Annotated in this window: 17 protein-coding genes; 4 read left to right on the top strand and 13 right to left on the bottom strand. The window is 74.0% G+C overall.

Features of this window, described 5'->3' with window-relative positions:
- Positions 1-118: 118 nt before the first annotated feature.
- The 5 genes from urtD to AB0881_RS03305 form a co-directional block, all read right to left on the bottom strand.
- A complete protein-coding gene (urtD, locus tag AB0881_RS03325) occupies positions 119-865 on the bottom strand; it encodes an urea ABC transporter ATP-binding protein UrtD (RefSeq protein WP_366613831.1) in 747 nt (248 codons plus the stop codon).
- Between the two features lie 166 nt (positions 866-1,031).
- Positions 1,032-2,117 carry an urea ABC transporter permease subunit UrtC gene (gene urtC, locus AB0881_RS03320; RefSeq protein ID WP_366613830.1) on the bottom strand — a complete coding sequence of 362 codons (1,086 nt, stop codon included), beginning with the start codon at positions 2,115-2,117 and terminating at the stop codon, positions 1,032-1,034.
- Positions 2,114-2,992 carry an urea ABC transporter permease subunit UrtB gene (gene urtB / locus AB0881_RS03315; RefSeq protein ID WP_366613829.1) on the bottom strand — a complete coding sequence of 293 codons (879 nt, stop codon included), beginning with the start codon at positions 2,990-2,992 and terminating at the stop codon, positions 2,114-2,116. Before urtB ends, urtC begins: the two co-directional genes overlap by 4 nt.
- A gap of 11 nt (positions 2,993-3,003) precedes the next feature.
- Positions 3,004-4,203, bottom strand: a complete 1,200-nt coding sequence (urtA, locus tag AB0881_RS03310; protein ID WP_366613984.1) for an urea ABC transporter substrate-binding protein — start codon at positions 4,201-4,203, stop codon at positions 3,004-3,006.
- Positions 4,204-4,397: 194 nt separating this feature from the next.
- Positions 4,398-5,009 carry a TerB family tellurite resistance protein gene (locus AB0881_RS03305; protein ID WP_366613828.1) on the bottom strand — a complete coding sequence of 204 codons (612 nt, stop codon included), beginning with the start codon at positions 5,007-5,009 and terminating at the stop codon, positions 4,398-4,400.
- A 114-nt stretch (positions 5,010-5,123) separates the two neighbouring features.
- Between AB0881_RS03305 and AB0881_RS03300 the strand changes: the two genes are divergently transcribed.
- Positions 5,124-6,050 carry a hypothetical protein gene (locus tag AB0881_RS03300; RefSeq protein ID WP_366613827.1) on the top strand — a complete coding sequence of 309 codons (927 nt, stop codon included), beginning with the start codon at positions 5,124-5,126 and terminating at the stop codon, positions 6,048-6,050.
- Here AB0881_RS03300 and era read toward each other — a convergent pair.
- From era to AB0881_RS03285, 3 genes are read right to left on the bottom strand one after another with little or no spacing between them, the layout of a single operon-like run.
- Entirely contained in the window at positions 6,047-6,958 is a 912-nt protein-coding gene (era, locus tag AB0881_RS03295; protein ID WP_366613826.1) for a GTPase Era, read from the bottom strand. The genes AB0881_RS03300 and era overlap by 4 nt on opposite strands.
- A gap of 35 nt (positions 6,959-6,993) precedes the next feature.
- A complete protein-coding gene (locus tag AB0881_RS03290) occupies positions 6,994-10,347 on the bottom strand; it encodes a BTAD domain-containing putative transcriptional regulator (RefSeq protein WP_366613825.1) in 3,354 nt (1,117 codons plus the stop codon).
- A 54-nt stretch (positions 10,348-10,401) separates the two neighbouring features.
- A complete protein-coding gene (locus AB0881_RS03285) occupies positions 10,402-12,540 on the bottom strand; it encodes an MMPL family transporter (RefSeq protein WP_366613824.1) in 2,139 nt (712 codons plus the stop codon).
- A gap of 171 nt (positions 12,541-12,711) precedes the next feature.
- Between AB0881_RS03285 and AB0881_RS03280 the strand changes: the two genes are divergently transcribed.
- On the top strand, positions 12,712-13,047 hold the full coding sequence (locus tag AB0881_RS03280; protein WP_366613823.1) for a cytidine deaminase: 336 nt from the start codon (positions 12,712-12,714) through the stop codon (positions 13,045-13,047).
- Between the two features lie 4 nt (positions 13,048-13,051).
- Here the strand turns inward: AB0881_RS03280 and AB0881_RS03275 are convergent, their stop codons facing one another.
- From AB0881_RS03275 to AB0881_RS03255, 5 genes are all read right to left on the bottom strand, one after another.
- Positions 13,052-13,735: a hypothetical protein gene (locus tag AB0881_RS03275; RefSeq protein ID WP_366613822.1), complete on the bottom strand. Its 684-nt coding sequence runs from the start codon at positions 13,733-13,735 to the stop codon at positions 13,052-13,054.
- Positions 13,736-13,799: 64 nt separating this feature from the next.
- Complete coding sequence (locus tag AB0881_RS03270; RefSeq protein ID WP_366613821.1) at positions 13,800-15,116, bottom strand: hemolysin family protein; 1,317 nt, start codon at positions 15,114-15,116, stop codon at positions 13,800-13,802.
- A gap of 31 nt (positions 15,117-15,147) precedes the next feature.
- Positions 15,148-15,627 (bottom strand): rRNA maturation RNase YbeY, encoded by a 480-nt coding sequence (ybeY, locus tag AB0881_RS03265; RefSeq protein WP_366613820.1) that lies wholly within the window; start codon positions 15,625-15,627, stop codon positions 15,148-15,150.
- 5 nt (positions 15,628-15,632) lie between these two features.
- Entirely contained in the window at positions 15,633-16,685 is a 1,053-nt protein-coding gene (locus AB0881_RS03260) for a PhoH family protein (RefSeq protein ID WP_366613819.1), read from the bottom strand.
- A gap of 156 nt (positions 16,686-16,841) precedes the next feature.
- A complete protein-coding gene (locus AB0881_RS03255) occupies positions 16,842-17,186 on the bottom strand; it encodes a histidine triad nucleotide-binding protein (protein ID WP_366613818.1) in 345 nt (114 codons plus the stop codon).
- A gap of 338 nt (positions 17,187-17,524) precedes the next feature.
- Here AB0881_RS03255 and AB0881_RS03250 point away from each other — a divergent pair, with 338 nt between their 5' ends.
- Entirely contained in the window at positions 17,525-18,067 is a 543-nt protein-coding gene (locus tag AB0881_RS03250; protein WP_366613817.1) for a SigE family RNA polymerase sigma factor, read from the top strand.
- Positions 18,064-18,750 carry a hypothetical protein gene (locus AB0881_RS03245; protein WP_366613816.1) on the top strand — a complete coding sequence of 229 codons (687 nt, stop codon included), beginning with the start codon at positions 18,064-18,066 and terminating at the stop codon, positions 18,748-18,750. Before AB0881_RS03250 ends, AB0881_RS03245 begins: the two co-directional genes overlap by 4 nt.
- Positions 18,751-18,755 lie beyond the last annotated feature (5 nt).

Raw genomic sequence — 18,755 nt, 5'->3', positions numbered from 1 at the left:
CTCCTCGCTCGTACCTCGCTCGTCAGTCCAGGCGGCGCCGCGCCCCTCCGGCTCACTCACGATGTGCCCCCCGTTCGCCTCCAGGGCGCCTTCAGGCACCGCCTTCCCTCCGGCTCACTCATGCGGCCTCCTCCCTGGAACGGCCCAGGTAGACCTCCTGGACGCGGGGGTCGGCCTGGACGGCGGCCACGTCGCCCTCCATCAGGACGGTGCCCTCGTGCAGGACCGTGACCTGGGAGGCGTACCGGCGCAGGAACTCCATGTCGTGCTCGACGACGATCACCGTGTGGTCCTTGGCGATCTCGGTGAGCAGCTCGCCGGTGCGCTCCCGCTCGTCCTGGCTCATCCCGGCCACCGGCTCGTCCAGGAGCAGCAGCCGCGGGCCCTGGGCGATCAGCATCCCGATCTCCAGCCACTGGCGCTGGCCGTGCGAGAGCACCCCGGCGGGCCGGTCGGCCAGCGCGCCCAGCCCGATGGTGTCGAGCGCGGCCGCGACCGGGCCGGAGATCCCGCGCCGCTGCCGCAGCAGGGTCGGCAGCGGGCGGCGGAACCCGGCGGCCAGATCGAGGTTCTCGACGACGGTCAGCTCCTCGAAGACGACCGACGTCTGGAACGTGCGGCCGATCCCCAGCCGGACGATCCGGTGCTCCTTCCGTCCGGTCAGCTCGGTCCCGGCGAACCGGACGGAGCCGGCCGCCGGCCGGGTCAGCCCGGTGATCACGTCGATGAGGGTGGTCTTGCCCGCCCCGTTCGGCCCGATCAGGAACCGCAGCTCGCCCTGCTCGACGGTCAGGTCGATCCCGCCGATCGCCCGGAACCCGTCGAACACGACCTCCAGCCCGCGAATCTCCAGCAGAGCGCTCATGCTGTGTTCCCCGTTCGCCTCCGGGGCGCCTTCAGGCACCGCCTTCCCTCCTCGCTCGTACCTCGCTCGTCAGTCCAGGCGGCGCCGCGCCCCTCCGGCTCACTCATTGCTGTGTTCCCCGTTCGCCTCCAGGGCGCTTTCAGGCACCGCCTTCCCTCCGGCTCACTCATGCGGGGACCTCCTCCTTCACCTTCGGCGGTACGGGCGCCGCGGCCAGGGCGCGGCGGCGGGCCACGGTGTCGCGGGCCTGCTCGTACAGGCCCACGGCGCCCTTGGGGGCCAGGGTCATGACCAGGATGAACAGGGCGCCCTGGAGGTAGAGCCAGCCGCCCGCCCACTCCTCGCTGAACGAGGTCTTGGCGTAGTTCATGACGACGGCGCCCAGGATGGCGCCGGCCAGCGCGTACCGGCCGCCGACCGCGACCGCCACGACCAGCTCCAGGGACGGCACCACGCCCAGCAGCGACGGCGAGATGATGCCGACGACCGGGACGAACAGGGCGCCCGCCAGCCCGGCCATGCCCGCCGAGATCGCGAACGTGATCGTCTTGACCGTGGCCGGGTTGTAGCCGAGGAACCTGACCCGGTCCTCGCCGTCCCGCACCGCCACCAGGAGGCGGCCGAAGCGGCTCTTCACCAGCTGCCGGGCGCCCAGGTAGAGGACGCCGAGCACGATCGCGGTGACGAAGTACATCGTGCGCTGGGTGCTCTCGGCCTCGGGGTCGCGGCCGAAGAAGTCGTAGAAGTTGGTCATGCCGTTCGTGCCGCCGGTGAGTCCCTGCTGACCGACCAGCAGGATCACGAACGCGGCGGCGAGCGCCTGGGTGAGGATCGCGAAGTACGCGCCGCGCACCCGCTGCCGGAACACCAGCGTTCCGAGCACCACGGCGATCAGGACCGGTACGACGATGACCGCCGCGAGGGCGAACGCCGGGTTCCCGAACGGCTTCCACAGCGCCGGCAGCTGCTCGACGCCGCTCCAGACCATGAAGTCGGGCAGGTCGCCGCCGGCGTCGTGCAGCTTCAGGTACATCGCCATCGCGTAGCCGCCGAGGCCGAAGAACACGCCCTGGCCGAGGGTGAGCATCCCGCCCTGGCCCCAGGCGAGGCCGATGCCGAGCGCGGCGATGGCGAAGCAGAGGTACTTGGCCAGCTCGTCCAGCCGGAACGCCGGCAGCGCCAGCGGCGCGACCACCAGCAGGAGCAGCGAGACCAGGGCGAACAGCGCGTAGCCGCGCATCCGGGCGCTCATGTCAGCGCCCTCGTCCGCAGCACGAACATGCCCTGCGGCCGGATCTGGAGGAACGCGATGATCACCGCGAAGACGATGACCTTGGCCAGGCTGGCGTCGGTCCAGAACTCGGCGAACGAGTTGAGCATCCCGAGCGCGAACGCGGCGATCACCGCGCCGCGCAGCTGGCCGAGCCCACCGGCCACCACGACGAGGAACGCGTCCACGATGTAGTACGTGCCGAGCGAGGGCCCGACCGGGCCGATCAGCGTCAGCGCGACCCCGGCGACGCCGGCCAGGCCGGAGCCGATGAAGAAGGTGAGCTGGTCGACGCGGCCGGTCGCCACGCCGCTGCACGCGGCCAGCTCGCGGTTCTGCATGACCGCGCGCATCCGGCGGCCCTGCGCCGAGCGGGACAGGTAGAGCCAGATCCCGATCACGCAGGCTACGGCGAGGGCCATGATGAACAGCCGCGAGTACGGCAGGCTCGCCCCCATCACCTCGATCCGGCCGGTGAGCCAGCCCGGCGCCGTGACCTGGACGTTCGGCGCGCCGAAGATGTCGCGGGCGGCCTGCTGCAGGACGAGGCTGACGCCCCAGGTGAGCAGCAGCGTGTCGAGCGGCCGCCCGTAGAAGTGCCGGATGGCGGTGCGCTCGAGGACCCAGCCGAGGCCTCCCGCCAGGAGGAAGGCGACCGGCAGCGCGACCAGCACGGCCTGCGTGCCGGCCCAGTCCTGGAGCATGTACGCGGTGTACGCGCCGGCCATGATGAACTCGCCGTGCGCCATGTTGATGACGCCCATCTGGCCGAACGTGAACGTGAGGCCGAGCGCGATCAGCAGCAGCACCGCGCCGATGCTGAGCCCGATCGGCAGCTGGTTGAGCAGTGATTCCACGGTGACCCTCCTCAGGAGAGCCCGGTGGCCCAGGGGTAGGACTTCAGGTAGGGGTCGGGCTTGATCGGCTCCTTGGAGCTCCACACCTCCTTGATCAGGCCGTCCTGCTGGACGATCCCGATCCGGGCGGTCTTGTGGACGTGCTGGGTGGCGCCGTCGATGGTGACCTTGCCCTCGGGCAGGTCGAGCGAGATCCCTGCGGCGGCCTTCTTCACGGCCGCCACGTCCGTGCTGCCGGCCTTCTTGACGGCCTCGGCCCACAGGTGCACGGCGTTGTAGCCGGCCTCCATCGGGTCGGACGTGACCGCGCCCTTGTGCTTGGCCTGGAACGCCTTGACGAACTGCTCGTTCCGCTGGCCCTCGGTGGTCTGGTAGTAGTTCCAGGCCACCGGCTGCCCGGCGATGTTCGCGACGCCGATTCCCTTGACCTCCTCCTCGGCGATGCTCACCGACATCACCGGGAGGTTCTGCGCGCCGAATCCGGCGCTCTTGAGCTGCTTGAAGAACGCGACATTGCTGTCGCCGTTGAGCGTGTTGAACACCGCGTCCGGCTTTGCCTGGCTGATCTTATTGACCAGCGTGCTGTATTCGGTGTGGCCGAGCGGGGTGTACTCCTCGCCCATGACCTGCATTCCGTTGGCCGCCGCGTACGCCTTGATGATTTTGTTCGCGGTGCGCGGGAAGACGTAATCGCTGCCGACCAGATAGATCTTCTTCTTGCCCTTTTCCTTGAGATAGTCGAGGCCGGGCACGATCTGCTGGTTGGTGGTGGCGCCGGTGTAGAAGATGTACGGCGAGCTCTCCAGCCCCTCGTACTGGACGGGGTACCACAGCAGCGCCTTGTTGCGTTCGAAGACCGGCAGCATGGCCTTGCGGCTGGCCGAGGTCCAGCCGCCGAAGACGGTCGCGACCTTGTCCTTCTTGATGAGCTTCTGGGCCTTCTGGGCGAACGTGGGCCAGTCGGAGGCGCCGTCCTCCACCACCGGCTCCAGCTTCTTGCCGAGGACCCCGCCCTTGGCGTTGATCTCCTCGATGGCCAGCATCTCGGAATTCTTGACGGTGACCTCGCTGATCGCCATCGTGCCGCTCAGCGAATGCAGGACACCGACCTTGATGGTGTTTCCGGAAGCACCGCCGGCGCTCGATACATCACCGGATTCGCCGCCACACGCGGTCAGCAGGGCCGCCGGCAGTGCCAGCGCCAGCCCCAAAGGCCGCCAGAATGATTTCCGCAACGGTGACTCCTCACAGAACATGCCCCCGGAACAGCGTTTTCTGTGACAAGTCTCCGGAAATAGATTTCTGCCTCGCGACCGCCGTGTTACAAGAGGTTTACGAAGATCTCACCGGGCCGGCGGCGGCCCGTGAGCCGCCGCCGGCCGCAGTCGTGCGAGGTCGGGCGAGGTCAGCGCGCGGCGCCCTCGGTGGTCATGATGACGCCGAGCGCGTGCGCGTGCGACATCCCCAGCAGGTGGGCGACGCGGTGCAGGGTCTGCCGCTCGGCGTCGCTCAGCGGGCCGTCGGCCAGCGCGACGCGGGCGGCCTGCGCCAGGAACCACTCCTTGGCCTCGTTCGCGAGCTGCGCGCCCGCCGCCGAGACCTGCTCCTCCAGGTACGGCTGCTGGAGGCCCAGGTCGCTCTGGACGCCCGAGTCGTCGAAGCGCGCCTCGCCGTACCCCCGCACGGCGTCCACGGCCCTCGCGCGGGACGCGGCGTCGGACGGGTCGCCCGCGCGCAGCACCAGGGCGGCGGCGGCCCGCATCCCGGCCGGCAGCGCGGCGGCCATCTGCTGCGCGGTCGGCGAGCGGAGCGCCGCGGTGGTGAAGCGCGACCGGCAGGTCCGGCACTCGGCGACCTCGCCGACCTTGCCGAGCGGGACCACCGGCAGGAAGAACAGCGTGAACCAGCGCCGCCCCGCGCGGTGCCGGTACGCGCGGTCGCCGCCGCAGTGGGGACAGTAGAACGTTCCCTCGCCGAGGGTCCGGTAGAAGACCGACAGGCCGAAGATGAGCAGCACCGGATCTCTCCTCCCATAACGGGCTTCCCTCCAAAGTACCGATCCCCCGTCCCGCCGCGCCCGTCCCGCCGCGCCCGACCCGCCGCGCACGGGCGCGCCCCGTACGCTGGCCACATGACTGGTGATCAGGGTGCCGGGGAGGAGCGGGCGGGCGGCGCCGCGGGCCCGCCGCCGCCGGAGGGCGCCCGTCCCGCCGGCGGCGGCTGGACGGCGCCGGGGGCCGGGGCGGAGGCGTACGAGGGCCGGGCGGGCGCGCGCCCGGGGTTCCTGCCGCCGGCCGAGGAGCGCCCCTACGGCCATCCCGCGTGGGGACCGCCCCCGCCGCCCGAGCCCGCGGGCCAGGGGAACGTGTGGAACATCGCCGTGGTCCTGTCCTCGGTGCTGCTGCTGGTCTCGGCGTTCCTGCCCTGGGCCGAGGCGCGGATCGCGGTCGACATCTTCGGCCGGACGCTCAGCCGGGACCTGGGGACCGTGATCGGGATCGAGGCGGACGGCATGGTCGCGGCCGTCCCCGTGCTGGCGCTGGTCGCGGCGGGCATGGCGCTGTGGGGCGTCGTCGGCCGCGACGACCGGATCTCCGCGCTGGGCGCCGTTCCGGGCGCGCTGTCCCTGCTGGTGTGCGTGCTGTTCGTGCTGCGGCTCGGCGACCTGAAGGAGCGCATCGCGGACGAGAGCCTCACGGTGGGCTACGAGGTCGCGGTGGTGACCGGCTGGTACCTCGCCGTCGCCATGTCCCTGCTGATCATCGGTTTCGCCCTGGCGCGCCCGCTGGCGGCCCGCATGGGCGCGCCCCGCCGCGACCGCGAAACGCCGCCCCCGCACCCCGACCAGCCGTACACCGGCGCGCCGCAGCCCGACCAGCCGTACGGTGGTCGGCCGCCCAGCGAGCAGCCGTACGCCGGCCAGCCGCAGGCGGAGCAGCCGTACGGCCGCGCGCCACAGGCCGAGCAGCCGCAGAGCGGCCAGGAGGACCGGCCCGACGCCGGCCCGGCGCACGGCGACGAGCCGCAGGGCGAGCGGCCGAGGGGGGCCGAGGGCTAGTCGAAGCCGAGGCGGCGGAGCTGCTTGGGGTCGCGCTGCCAGTCCTTGGCGACCTTGATCCGGAGGTCGAGGAAGACCTTGGTGCCGAGCAGCGCCTCGATCTGCTTGCGGGCGCGGGTGCCGACGTCGCGCAGCCGCGCCCCCTTGGTGCCGATGACGATGGCCTTCTGGCTGGGGCGCTCGACGAACAGGTGCGCGTACACGTCGATGAGGTCCTCGCGGCCCTCGCGGGGCGCCATCTCGTCCACGACGACGGCGATCGAGTGCGGCAGCTCGTCCCGGACGCCCTCCAGCGCGGCCTCGCGGATCAGCTCGGCGACCAGGACCTGCTCGGGCTCGTCGGTGAGATCGCCCTCCGGGTAGAGCGCGGGCCCCTCGGGCAGGTGCTTGATCAGCAGGTCGGCGACAACGTCCACCTGGAAGCCGTCCTGGGCGGAGCAGGGCACGATGTCGGCGAAGTCCCCCAGCTCGGACACGGCGGCGAGCTGCTCGAGGACGCGCTCGGGCGGCACGAGGTCGGTCTTGGTGACGATCGCCACGACCGGGGTCTTCTTGACGTTGGCCAGCTCCCGGGCGATGAAGCGGTCGCCGGGGCCGACGTTCTGGTCGGCCGGCACGCAGAAGCCCAGGACGTCCACCTCGGTGAGGGTGGAGCGCACCAGGCTGTCGAGGCGCTCGCCCAGCAGCGTCCGGGGCCGGTGCAGGCCGGGGGTGTCGACCACGATCAGCTGCGCGTCGGGGCGGTGCACGATGCCGCGGATCGCCCGGCGGGTGGTCTGCGGCCGGCTGCTGGTGATCGCCACCTTCGTGCCGACCAGCGCGTTCATCAGCGTCGACTTGCCGACGTTCGGCCGCCCGACGAAGCACGCGAACCCGGACCGGTGTGTCGTCTCTCCCAGCGATGTCACGCTGTCAATTGTCGCGTACGCGGCGGACGGATCGGTCACGCGGCCGGGTCGCCGAGCGCCCGCAGCGAATCGGCGGCGATCGTCCGCCACGCCGAAGCCCCGATCCGGGCGGCGATCCCGGCCGCGTGCCGGTAGTGCGCGGCGGCCTCGGCGGGGCGGCCCAGGAAGAGCGCCAGGTCCCCCAGCGTCTGCGCGGCCGGGCCGAGCGTCACCACGGCGGTGCCGCCGCCCGCGATGTGGTCCCGGTACGGCAGCAGCCCCGCGTACGCCTCGGCGGCCGTCTCCGGGTCCTCCAGCACGATGGCGCGGCGGCCCCGGACCGCCATGACGAGGTCGTAGAAGTAGTCGAGCCGGACCGGCCCGGCGCCGCGGGCCGCCCGGCGGGCCTCGGCGGTACGGCCCGCGCCGGCGAGGGCGAGCGCGTACAGGTCGGCGGTGCCGCCCACGTGCGGCCAGCGGTCGCGGAGCCAGCGGGCCTGCTCCACCAGCTCCCCGGCCCGGCCCTGGATCAGCCGCAGGCAGAAGATCCCGAGGAACGCCATGCCGCGCTCGCTGCTCCAGATCCGGGCGCCGATGGCCGCGGCGACCTCCTGGTAGGCCTTCTCGGCGTCCCCGAACCGGGCGGCGAACGCGTGCCCGAGCGCGTCGTACCAGCCGGCGATCATGCCGAGCAGCGGCAGCCCGTACTGCTCGGCGAGCCGGATGCCCTCCGCGCGGTGCCGCCGGGCGGCGTCCAGGTCGAGCCCGGCCAGCAGCGACTGCTGGAGCTGGAGGTGCGCGAGGACGCGGTACATGCCGAGGTCGTGGGCGGTGGCGAGGTCGAGCAGCTCGGCGGCCAGCGCGCGCCGCTCGGCGGCCGCGCCCGCGCCGCGGTAGCCGTTGATGTAGCGGCCGTTCAGCGCGACGGCCAGCAGCTCGGGGCGGTCCAGCCCGCGGGCGAGGCGGACGGCCTCGTCGGCGGCCGCGACGCACCGGTCGTCCTGCTCGCCCTCCAGCTCGATGGCGAGGGTGGTGAGGAGCCGTACCCGCAGCTCGGGGTCGTCGCCCAGGTGGGCCAGCGCCTCCTCGGCGGCCTCGATGACCTCCGAGTCGATCGACCCGTACTCGCGGCTGGTCCACAGCGTCGGCACGTCGAACGCGACGATCACGCGGGCCAGCAGCCGGGCGTCGCCGAACGCGCGGGCCGGGCCCAGCGCAGCGGAGCGGCGGGCGCGGGCCTCGACGACGTCCCCGGCCAGAGCGGCGGCCCGGATCGCGGCGGCCTCGGGTTCCAGCCATGCGCCGCCGCCCTGGGCGCGCAGCGTCCCGGATGCGGCGATCCACAGGTCGGCCGCCGCGCGGTGCGCGAACCTGGCCTCGGCCGCCTCCGCCGCGAGCCGGGCGTAGCGGACGGCCTTGCCCGGGTCGGCGCCGCCGGTCTCCAGATGGTGGTGGGCGATCGCGGTGACCTCGCCGGGGCGGCGGCGTTCCAGCGCGGCGGCGACACGGCCGTGCAGCCGGGTGCGGCGGGCCCGCGAGAGCCCGGTGTAGAGGGTGTCGCGGACGAGCGCGTGCGCGAACCCGATCCGGCCCGGTCCCGGCTCGGTCAGCAGCCCGGCGGTGACCCCCGCGTCGACGGCGTCCAGCACGGCGTCCTCGCCGCCGGCGATGTCGGCGAGCACGCCGACGTCGGCGTCGCGGCCGGCGACGGCGGCGTACCGCAGGACGGCCTGCGCGGACTCCGGGAGCCGGCCGATCCGGTGCCGCAGCACGTCGCCCACCCCCGCCGGGACGAGCCGGGTCGCGGCGCGCGGGCCCTCGGCGTCCAGCAGCCGGGCGGTCTCGCGGGTGAAGAACGGGTTGCCGCCGGTGCGCTCGGCGATCGCGGCCAGCTCGCCGGGGCCGACCTCGGCGGCGCAGGTGGCGCGGACGAGGGCGGCCACGTCGGCGGCGGGCAGCCCGGCCAGCTCGACGCGCAGCGGCTCGTGCCGGGCGAGGGCGGCGAGCGTGCCGGTGAGGCGTTCGGGCGCCTCGGTCTGCCGGAACGTCCCCACCAGCAGGACGGGCCGGTCCCGCAGCCGGGTGGGGAGGGCGGCCAGGAGAGCGAGCGTCTCCTCGTCCGCCCAGTGCAGGTCCTCCAGGACCAGCAGCAGCGGCGTCCGGTCCGCCAGGCCGGCCAGGTAGTCGCCGACGGCGCGGTGCAGGCGGAACCGGGCCGTCGTTATGTCCGGAGTGGTGCCGGGAGTGATGCCGGGAGCGCTGCCGGAAGTGGTGCCGGGGGCCGTGGCGGCGTCGGACAGCAGCGGGGCGAGCCGCGCGGCGAGGTCGGCGGGCGGCGGCCCGGCGGCGGCCAGCTCGCGCAGCAGCTCGGCCCAGGGCCAGGCGGCCGGGGCGCCGCCGGTCTCGGGCGCGCGGCCCCAGCCGGCGGTCCAGCCCTCTTCGGCGAGCGTGCGGGCGAGCCGTTCGGCCAGGGAGGTCTTGCCCATTCCGGCGTCGCCGCCGACGAGGGCGAGCGCGCACCGGCCGCCGGCCGCGTCCCGGGCCGCGGCGGCCAGCCGTCGCAGCTCGTCGCCGCGGCCGACGAACGGCGGCTCCGCGGCGGCCGCCGGCGCGGGCTCGGGCGCGACGCGCAGCCGCGGGCGGGCGCTGAGCCCGGGCGCCTGCGCGAGGATGTCGGCCTCCAGGGCGCGCAGCGCCGGGCCTGGGTCCACGCCCAGTTCCTCCGCCAGGGTCGCGCGGGCCTGCCGCAGCGCGGCCAGCGCGTCGCCCTGCCGCGCCGACCGGTAGAGCGCGAGGGCCAGCAGCCGCCAGGCCTCCTCGCGCAGCGGATGGGCCGCCGCGTGGGCCTCCAGGTCCGGTACGGCCTCGGCGGCGGCGCCCAGCCGCAGCATCGCCTCGGCGCGGCGCTCCACGGCGGTGCGGCGGCGCTCGTCCAGCCGGCCGGCCTCGGTGGCCGCCCAGGGCAGGTCGGCGAACTCGGCGTACGCCGGGCCCCGCCACTCCCCCAGCGCCTCCTCGGCCGCCGCGCGGGCGCCCGCGGGATCGCCGGCCGCCAGCCGTTCACCGGCCCGGTCGACCAGGGTGTCGAACCGCCAGACGTCCGCGCCGTCGTCCGGGAGCCGCAGCGCGTACCCCGGCGGCGCCGTGACCAGGACGCGGGCGGGCGTGCGCGGCGGGCGGTCCGGCTCCAGCGCGCGCCGCAGGTGCGACACGAACGACTGGAGGCCGGCGGCGGCGCGCGGCGGGGCCCCGCCCGGCCACAGGTCCCCGACCAGCGTGCCCGCGGGGACCATCGCGCCGCGGGCGACCACCAGCCTGGCCAGCACGGACCGCTGGCGGGGGCCGCCGAGGTCGACGGCGGCCCCGTCCAGCGAGGCCTCGAAGGTCCCGAGCGCGCGCACGTTCGCCATGTCCCGGCCAGCCTAAACCGGGACATGGCGAACCCTCCGGGGACCCCTGCGGGCTCAGACCCGCGACGGTTCCCGCGGCGCGGACCCGGCCGTGGGGGCGGCCGGGCCGGCGCCGTGCGCGCCGTGCGCGTCGATCACGGGCAGCACCCGGGCCAGCGGGCGCGGGAGCCACCAGTTCGCCCGGCCGAGCAGCGCCATCGTCGCCGGTACGAGCACCAGCCGCACGACGGTGGCGTCCAGCGCGACCGCGACGGCCAGCCCCACCCCCATCTGCTTGATCACCAGCCCGGGGTCCAGCGCGAAGCCGAGGAAGACCGCCACCATGATCAGCGCCGCGCTGGAGATCACCCGGCCGGTGACGGCCAGCCCGGTCGACACCGACCCGTGCGCGTCGCCGGTGCGCAGCCACTCCTCGCGGACCCTGGAGAGCAGGAACACCTCGTAGTCCATCGAGACGCCGAACAGCACCGCGAACATCAGCAGCAGGATGAAGCTCGACACCGGCACGGCGTGCGGCAGGCCGAGCAGCCCGGCGCCCCACCCCCACTGGAACACGGCGGTCAGCACGCCGTACGCGGCGCCGATCGACAGCAGGTTCATCGCGGCCGCCTTGAGCGGCGCCAGCAGCGACCTGAAGACGATCATCAGCATCAGGAACGAGGTCGCCACCACGGCCCCGATGACCGGCCAGAGCCGCTCGTCCAGGACCCGGCTGAGGTCCACGTACGCGGCGGTCAGCCCGGTGATCTCCGCGCCGGGCGGCAGCACGTCCGCGCGCACCCGGTCGACGACGCCGGTGGCGCGCTCGTCCTGCGGCCCGTACGCGGGCGTCACCACCAGCACGGCGGCGCTCCGGTCCGGCGCGAGCAGCGGCGGCGCCACCTGGACGATCCCGGGCGTCGCCGCCAGATCCCGCCGGAGGCCCGCCGTGTCCGGGGACTCGCGCAGGTCGACGGCCACGAGCAGCGGGCCGTTCGCGCCCGCGCCGTACGACTCGGCCACCAGGTCGTACGCCTTGCGGACGGTGTTGGACTCCGGCTCGCTGCTGGCGTCGCTCGGCCACGTCCGCATCCCCAGCGCGGGCGCGGCCAGCGTGAGCATCAGCACGAGCGCCGCCAGCAGCCACGCCCACGGGTGCCGCCCCACGTGATCCGCCCACCGCCGCACGCGCGGCGACTCGGTGGCGATCGGCGCCCCCTCGGCGCGGTCCCGCTTGCGGAGCACGCGGCGCCCCGCCAGCCCCAGCACGGCGGGCAGCAGCGTCACCGCGCTCGCGACCGTCGCCGCCACCACGATCCCGGTCGCGAACCCCATGGTCATGAACACCGGGATGCGCGACAGCACCAGCCCGCACAGGGCCAGCAGCACCGTGAACCCGGCGAACAGCACCGACAGGCCCGCGGTCGCGTTCGCCCGGCCCGCCGCCTCCGGCACCGGCAGCCCCTCGGCCAGCCCCTCCCGGTGCCGGGTCAGGACGAACAGCGCGTAGTCGATCCCGACCCCGAGACCGGTCATCACCGCCAGGGTCGGGGCCGTCGTCGCCACGTTCGCGAACGCCGCCAGCACCGTGATCCCCGACACCCCGGCGCCGAGGCCGGCCAGCGCCACCGCCAGCGGCAGCCCGGCCGCGACCACCGATCCGAACGCCAGCAGCAGGATCACCAGCGCCGCGACCACCCCGACCGCCTCGGCGAGCCCGCCGGGCGCGGTCACGTTCTCGGGCACCTGGCCGCCGAACTCCACCTGGTGGCCCGACCCCGCCAGCCCCTGCGTGGCGGAGCGCAGGCGGTCCAGGGTCTCGCCGGGCGCCAGATCGGTCACGGGGACGTCGTACCGGACCGTGATCAGCGACGTCGCGCCGTCCCGGCTCGGCACCGCCGGATCGACCGCGCTCACGTGCGGCAGCCCGGCCAGGCGCTCCCGCGCGGCCGCCACCCCGTCCTGGTCGACCCGTCCACCGTCCTTGTGGACGACCACCCGAGCGTCGGCCCCCGACAACGCGGGGAACCGCTCCGCCAGCAGATCCGCCGCCCGCTGGGACCCCGTACCGGCGAGCCTGTAGTCGTCGTGCAGGTCGCCGCCCGCCACGGCGGCCACCCCGCCCACCGCGCCCACGACCAGCACCCAGGCCACGATGAACCGCCAGGGCCGCAGCGCCGCGGCCCTCCCCAGGCGGTACAGAAGACGAGACATCAGCTTCCCCTATTGCAGGTCTCCGTTGACGCCCCCAGGCTGTCTCGCCCCTCTTGGCGGCCGCTTGCCGCTCGCTTGCGGCCCGTACCGACCCCGCCGCAAGCGCAGGTCAGTGCTTTCCTAGAACTCTCCCGGTGCTCTCCGCGCGGAGTGGGGCCGTAGGCTTGCCCCGTGAACGACGTGAACCCCGAGGACGCCAAGATCATCACCCTCGCCCGGTCGTCCCGCGCCCGCGCCGGGGCCGCCGAGGGCGCCGCCGTACGCGACGAGACCGGCCGCACCTACGCCGCCACCACCGTCGACCTGCCCTCGCTGAAGCTGACCGCCCTCCAGGTCGCGGTCGCCATGGCCGTCTCCAGCGGCGCCGAGGACCTGGAGGCCGCCGCCGTGGTCACCGCCGAGGACACCGCCCGCGAGTCGGACGTGGCCGCCGTCCGCGACCTCGGCCCCAAGGCCCCCGTGCTCGTCGCCGGCCCCGACGGGTCGCTGCGCGGCACGCTCGCCTGAGCGCTCAGGGAGCCGCCCGGACGGCCTTCCGGGCGCGTTCGAGCTGGAACGCCTCCAGCTTGCCGACCGCCCCCGCCGCGAGCCGCTCCATCGGCGCCCCCGCCGTGCCCGCGCCGGCCGCCGCCAGGATCAGGAGATCGTTGCGGGACCGTACGAACACGACGTTCAGCGCGGTCCCGCCCCTCCCGTCCCCGAAGGTGGCGCCCACCGCGTCCCGCGCGCCCTCCGGCCGCTCCAGCCGGGACCGTTCGAGAACCCGGCCGCCGTTCGGGATCCCGGGGCAGCCGGCCAGCGCCGTACGGGCCCGCGCGACGAACCGGGACGCCCGCCCCGGCGGGAGCCGGAACACGTGCTCGGCCAGCGACGCCGGCGGGTCCTGCCGGTAGAAGGCCGCGTGCGCCTCCCGCGCGCCGTGCGCCCCGCGCAGCCCGCCCTCCCGCAGGTCCGCCAGGCGCAGCAGCCGCGCGCACTGCGCGTCGTCCGGATCCAGCCCCGCGAAGACCTCGCCGTCCTCGGCGGGCACGAACCCGCCCGCCACCTCCTGCTGCGACAGCACGGCCCGGGCCATCGCCGCCGGACCCGGCGGGCGCGCGGCGGCCTCACGGACCTCCTCGGCGGGCCTGCCGCAGCTCTTGACCAGCACGAGCGCGACCGCCCCGGCCACGGCCAACCGCACGATGCCTGCCATGCCCGCCTTGTTCCCGGAGAGTGACGACTAAACACGCAGGGTCACCGCACGGGATCACGGGGAATCACGGAGAACGGTGCGCCCCCTGGCCCGCCTCGGCGCCCTCACCGGACGGCTCGGGCAGCCGGTGCACCAGCACCGTCCCGATCCGGTTGCGCCGCCCCGCGATGCTCTCGGCCCGCAGCGACAGCCCCGCCACCTCCGCCGTCGAACCCTCGATCGGGACCCGGCCCAGCGCGTGCGCCAGCAGCCCCCCGACCGTCTCGACGTCCTCGACCTCGATCTCCGCCCCGAACAGCTCCGCGACGTCCTCCACCGGCAGCCGCGCCGTCACCCGGGCGGTGGAGTCGTCCAGCCACTCCACCCGCGGCGTCTCCACGTCGTACTCGTCGGTGATCTCCCCGACGATCTCCTCCAGGATGTCCTCGATCGTGACCAGCCCGGCGGTGCCGCCGTACTCGTCGATCACGATCGCCACATGGATCTGCCGCGCCTGCATCTCCCGCAGCAGCTCGTCGATCGGCTTGCTGTCGGGCACGTAGCTCGCCGGCCGCATCACCGACTCGACCGTCTCCACCGACTCGCCCTCGCGGTGCTCGTGGCTCCGCCGCACCACGTCCTTCAGGTACGCGATGCCGACCACGTCGTCCTCGTTCTCGCCCACCACCGGGATCCGCGAGAACCCGCTGCGCAGCGCCAGCGTCAGCGCCTGCCGCAGCGTCTTGCCGCGCTCGATGAACACGATGTCCGTGCGCGGCACCATGACCTCGCGCACCAGCGTGTCGCCCAGCTCGAAGACCGAGTGGATCATCTCCCGCTCGTCCGGCTCGATCAGGCTGCGCTGCTCGGCCAGGTCCACCAGGTCCCGCAGCTCCGCCTCCGACGCGAACGGCCCCTCCCGGAACCCCTTCCCCGGCGTCAGCGCGTTCCCCAGCGCGATCAGCAGCCGCGGCAGCGGCCCGAACACCCGGGTCACCGGATGGATCACCGCCGCGCCCGCCAGCGCGATCCGGTCGGCGTGCTGCAGCCCCAGCGTCCGCGGGCCCACCCCGACCGCCACGTAGCTCACCACGATCATGATCGCGGCGGCCACCACGTACGCCCGCCACGTCTCGTCCAGCCACGAGATGCACAGATCCGCGACGATCACCGTCGCGACCAGCTCGCAGCCGATCCGCAGCAGCAGCACCATGTTGAGGTAGCGCGCCGGATCGGCGACCACCGCCGCCAGCCGCGCCGCGCCGCGGCGCTCCTCCCGGACCAGCTCCTCGACCCGCACCCGGGACACCCGCGCCAGCGCCGCCTCGGTGCCCGCCAGCAGCCCGGCCAGGCACACCAGCCCGACCGCCAGCGCCAGCAGCCACCCCTGCGCGGAGCTCATGCCGCCCTCCGGTCCCCCCGCGCTCGGACGATCATCGCGGCCCGCGCTTCTCCTGCCAGGACTCCAGCAGGCCGGCCTGCAGGCCGAACATCTCCTTGTGCTCCTCCGGCTCGGCGTGGTCGTACCCGAGCAGATGCAGGATGCCGTGCGTGCACAGCAGCTCCAGCTCGTCCTCCCGGCCGTGCCCCGCCGTCGCCGCCTGCCGCTCCGCGACCGCCGGGCACAGCACCACGTCGCCCAGCAGCCCCGGGTCGACCTCGCCGTCCTCGTCCGAACCGCCCGACATGTGCCCGGGCCGCAGCTCGTCCATCGGGAACGCCAGCACGTCCGTCGGCCCCGGCTCGCCCATCCACTTCTCGTGCAGCTCGGTCATCGCGGCCTCGTCCACCAGCAGCAGCGACAGCTCCGCCAGCGGATGCACCCGCATCCCGTCCAGCACGTGCCGGGCCAGGGCCTCCAGCCCCTTCTCGTCGACCTCGGCGCCCGACTCGTTCAGCACCTCGATGCTCATATGCCCTAACGCCCCCGCTTACGGGACGCGTTGCGCGCCCCACCCTGCTTGATGTCGGGAACGCGGCTCTCGTCCCACCGGTTGTAGGCGTCCACGATGTCGGTCACCAGCCGGTGCCGCACGACGTCCTTGCTGTTGAGCCGGCAGAAGTGGATGTCCTCGACGCCCTCCAGGATGTCCTGGACCACCCGCAGCCCGCTCTGCGTACCGCCGGGCAGGTCCACCTGCGTCACGTCCCCGGTCACCACGACCTTCGACCCGAAACCGAGCCGCGTCAGGAACATCTTCATCTGCTCGGGCGAGGTGTTCTGCGCCTCGTCGAGGATGATGAACGAGTCGTTGAGCGTCCTGCCGCGCATGTACGCCAGGGGGGCGACCTCGATGGTCCCGGCGGACATCAGGCGGGGGATGGAGTCGGGGTCGACCATGTCGTGCAGCGCGTCGTACAAGGGCCGCAGGTACGGGTCGATCTTCTCGTAGAGGGTGCCGGGGAGGAAGCCCAGGCGCTCGCCCGCCTCGACGGCCGGGCGGGTCAGGATGATGCGGTTGACCTGCTTGTCCAGCAGGGCGCGGACCGCCTTGGCCATCGCCAGGTAGGTCTTGCCGGTGCCGGCGGGGCCGATGCCGAACACGATCGTGTGCTTGTCGATCGCGTCGACGTACCGCTTCTGGTTGAGCGTCTTCGGCCGGATGGTGCGGCCCCGGCTGGACAGCACGTCCAGGGTCAGCACCTCGGCCGGGCGCTCCTCGGTCTGGCCGCGCAGCATCGCCAGGCTCCGCTCGACCGCGTCGGGGGTGAGCTGGGTGCCGCCGCGGAGGAGATCGATCAGCTCGGCGAACAGCCGGGACACCAGTTCGGTCTCCGAGTCCGGGCCGGTCACCGTGATCTCGTTGCCGCGCACGTGGATGTCGCTGTGGAACGCGCGCTCGATGACGTGGAGCAACTCATCCCGGGAGCCCAGCAGGCTCACCATCGAATGGTCGTCCGGCACCACGATCTTGATCTGGGACCGCGGATCCGTCCGGTCACCGCGTCCCGCGTGAGTTGATTCGACCATCAGCCGGGCCTCGCGGCCTCTCCGACCTGCCTTCTGTCGCTCCGGTGTGTCCTGCTCCCTGTCCCTTCCAATGGTACTGGCCGCCCGTGCGGTCACGCCGCCGTATTTCCGCTCGCCCGCCCGGGGACGCGGCGCGCGGAACGGCGGGGCCGGCCGTCAGCCGGGCGGCCAGTTCAGGCCACGGCCGCCCAGGACGTGGGCGTGCACGTGGAAGACGGTCTGGCCGGCCTGGGCACCGGTGTTGAACACGATCCGGTAGCCGGTCTCGGCGATGCCCTCGTCCACCGCGACCTGGTGGGCCGCCGTCACGACCTCCGCCAGCGCCTCGGGGTCGGCGGCGGCCAGTTCCGCCGCGGTCGGGTGGTGCGCCCTCGGGATCACCAGGACGTGGGTGGGAGCCTGCGGGTTGATGTCGCGGAACGCCACCGCGCCCGGCGACTCGCGCACGATCTTGGCGGGCACGTCACCCGACACGATCTTGCAGAACAGGCAGTCCGTCATCGTTCTCCTCCCGCCGGTCAGGAACGCGGTGATCCTATCGAGACCGGCGTCCCATGGCCCGCGGCGGCCCGCGCCGGATAAGGTCGCGCTGATCAACGTCTGGCCGGTTCGGACCCTTTTCGTCCGATGGCTGGATTAGGGTTGTCAACCCAGGCGTACCCCCGGCTCGTCAGCAGCGTGCCACGCCTCCCGACCGGCCGCTTCACACCGTCGCGCCAACCCGGGGGCCGGCGCCCGAATGGGCGGCGGGGGTCGGCAAAGGCGGCGTATAGGTGACCGAGGCAAGACAGCAGATGGCCTTTCGTAAACCGGACGACGAGGGTGTGCGTCCCACTGACGTGACCGAGACCCTCGTGGCCAGGGGCACGGCGGGTGCGGTAGCCGTGGCCTGGGACGCCGACCAGGCGGTGACCGCGCTCTACAGTGCCAACTACCGCTCGCTGGTACGCCTAGCCGCGATGCTGGTGCGCGACGCGGGGACGGCCGAGGAGGTCGTCCAGGACGCGTTCGTGGCCATGCACGGCGGCTGGCGGCGGCTCCGCGACCCCGACAAGGCCCTGTCCTACCTGCGCCAGTCCGTGGTGAACCGGTCGCGGTCGGTGCTGCGGCACCGCGCGGTCGTCGAGAAGTACGCCCCCAAGGGCCTGCCCGACGCTCCCAGCGCGGAGGCCGGGGCGATCGGGGAGCTGGAGCGCTCCGCGGTCGTCCAGGCGCTCCACAGGCTCCCGACCCGCCAGCGGGAGGCACTCGTCCTGCGCTACTACGCCGATCTCTCCGAAGCCGAGATCGCCCAGACGATGGGCATCTCCCGAGGTGCCGTCAAGAGTCACACGGCACGCGGCATGGCCGCGCTACGCAACATCCTGGAGCAGTTCTCATGACCACCGACCCTCACGACGAGCACGGCGAGATCCTCCGCCGCGCCCTGCAGGCGGAGGCGGAGTCGGTCATTCCGGCGGCGGACGGCCTCGAACGCATCCGCGCGCGCATCGACGAGCGTTCGCAGCGGCGGTTCGGCCGCGACTGGTTCCTCGGTTTCACGGGCGGGAACGTGGGCGCCGTCTGGGCCCGTCCCGTGCTGGCCGTGGCCGCCGCGGTGCTGATCGCCGGGATCGGCGTGACGGCGCCGCAGACGATCGACCTCATCCAGTCGGTGGGCAGCAACGGCGCGGCCGGCGAGGGGCACGACGACGGCACGGGCGGCGGCACGCCCGGTTCCGCGGGGGTGCCGCCGGACGCGCGGCCGCCGGCTTCCACCGAGACGCCCCGCAGCGGCGCGCCGGCCGACTCGGGCTCGCCGTCGCCGGACACCTCGATCGGCGCGACCGCGTGCGCCACGCCGCCGGCCACGAGTTCGGCGACGGCGAGCGCCTCGCCGGACACCGGCACGGATTCCGGCGGCGGTTCCGGTACGGCGCCGTGCCCGAGCGGGAGCCCGTCGGTCTCGCCGACGCCGTCCCCGTCGGACAGCGACACGAGCGAGCCGGTGCAGCCGACGACGCCGTCCTCGCCGCCGGCCAGCGACCCGCCCGCGCCGGCGAAGGCGGAGGAGCCCGCCGCCTAGCGCGG

Source organism: Spirillospora sp. NPDC029432 (genome assembly GCF_040703975.1).
In the GTDB taxonomy this organism is placed as follows: domain Bacteria; phylum Actinomycetota; class Actinomycetes; order Streptosporangiales; family Streptosporangiaceae; genus Spirillospora.
This window is presented reverse-complemented; position numbering and strand designations above follow the sequence as displayed.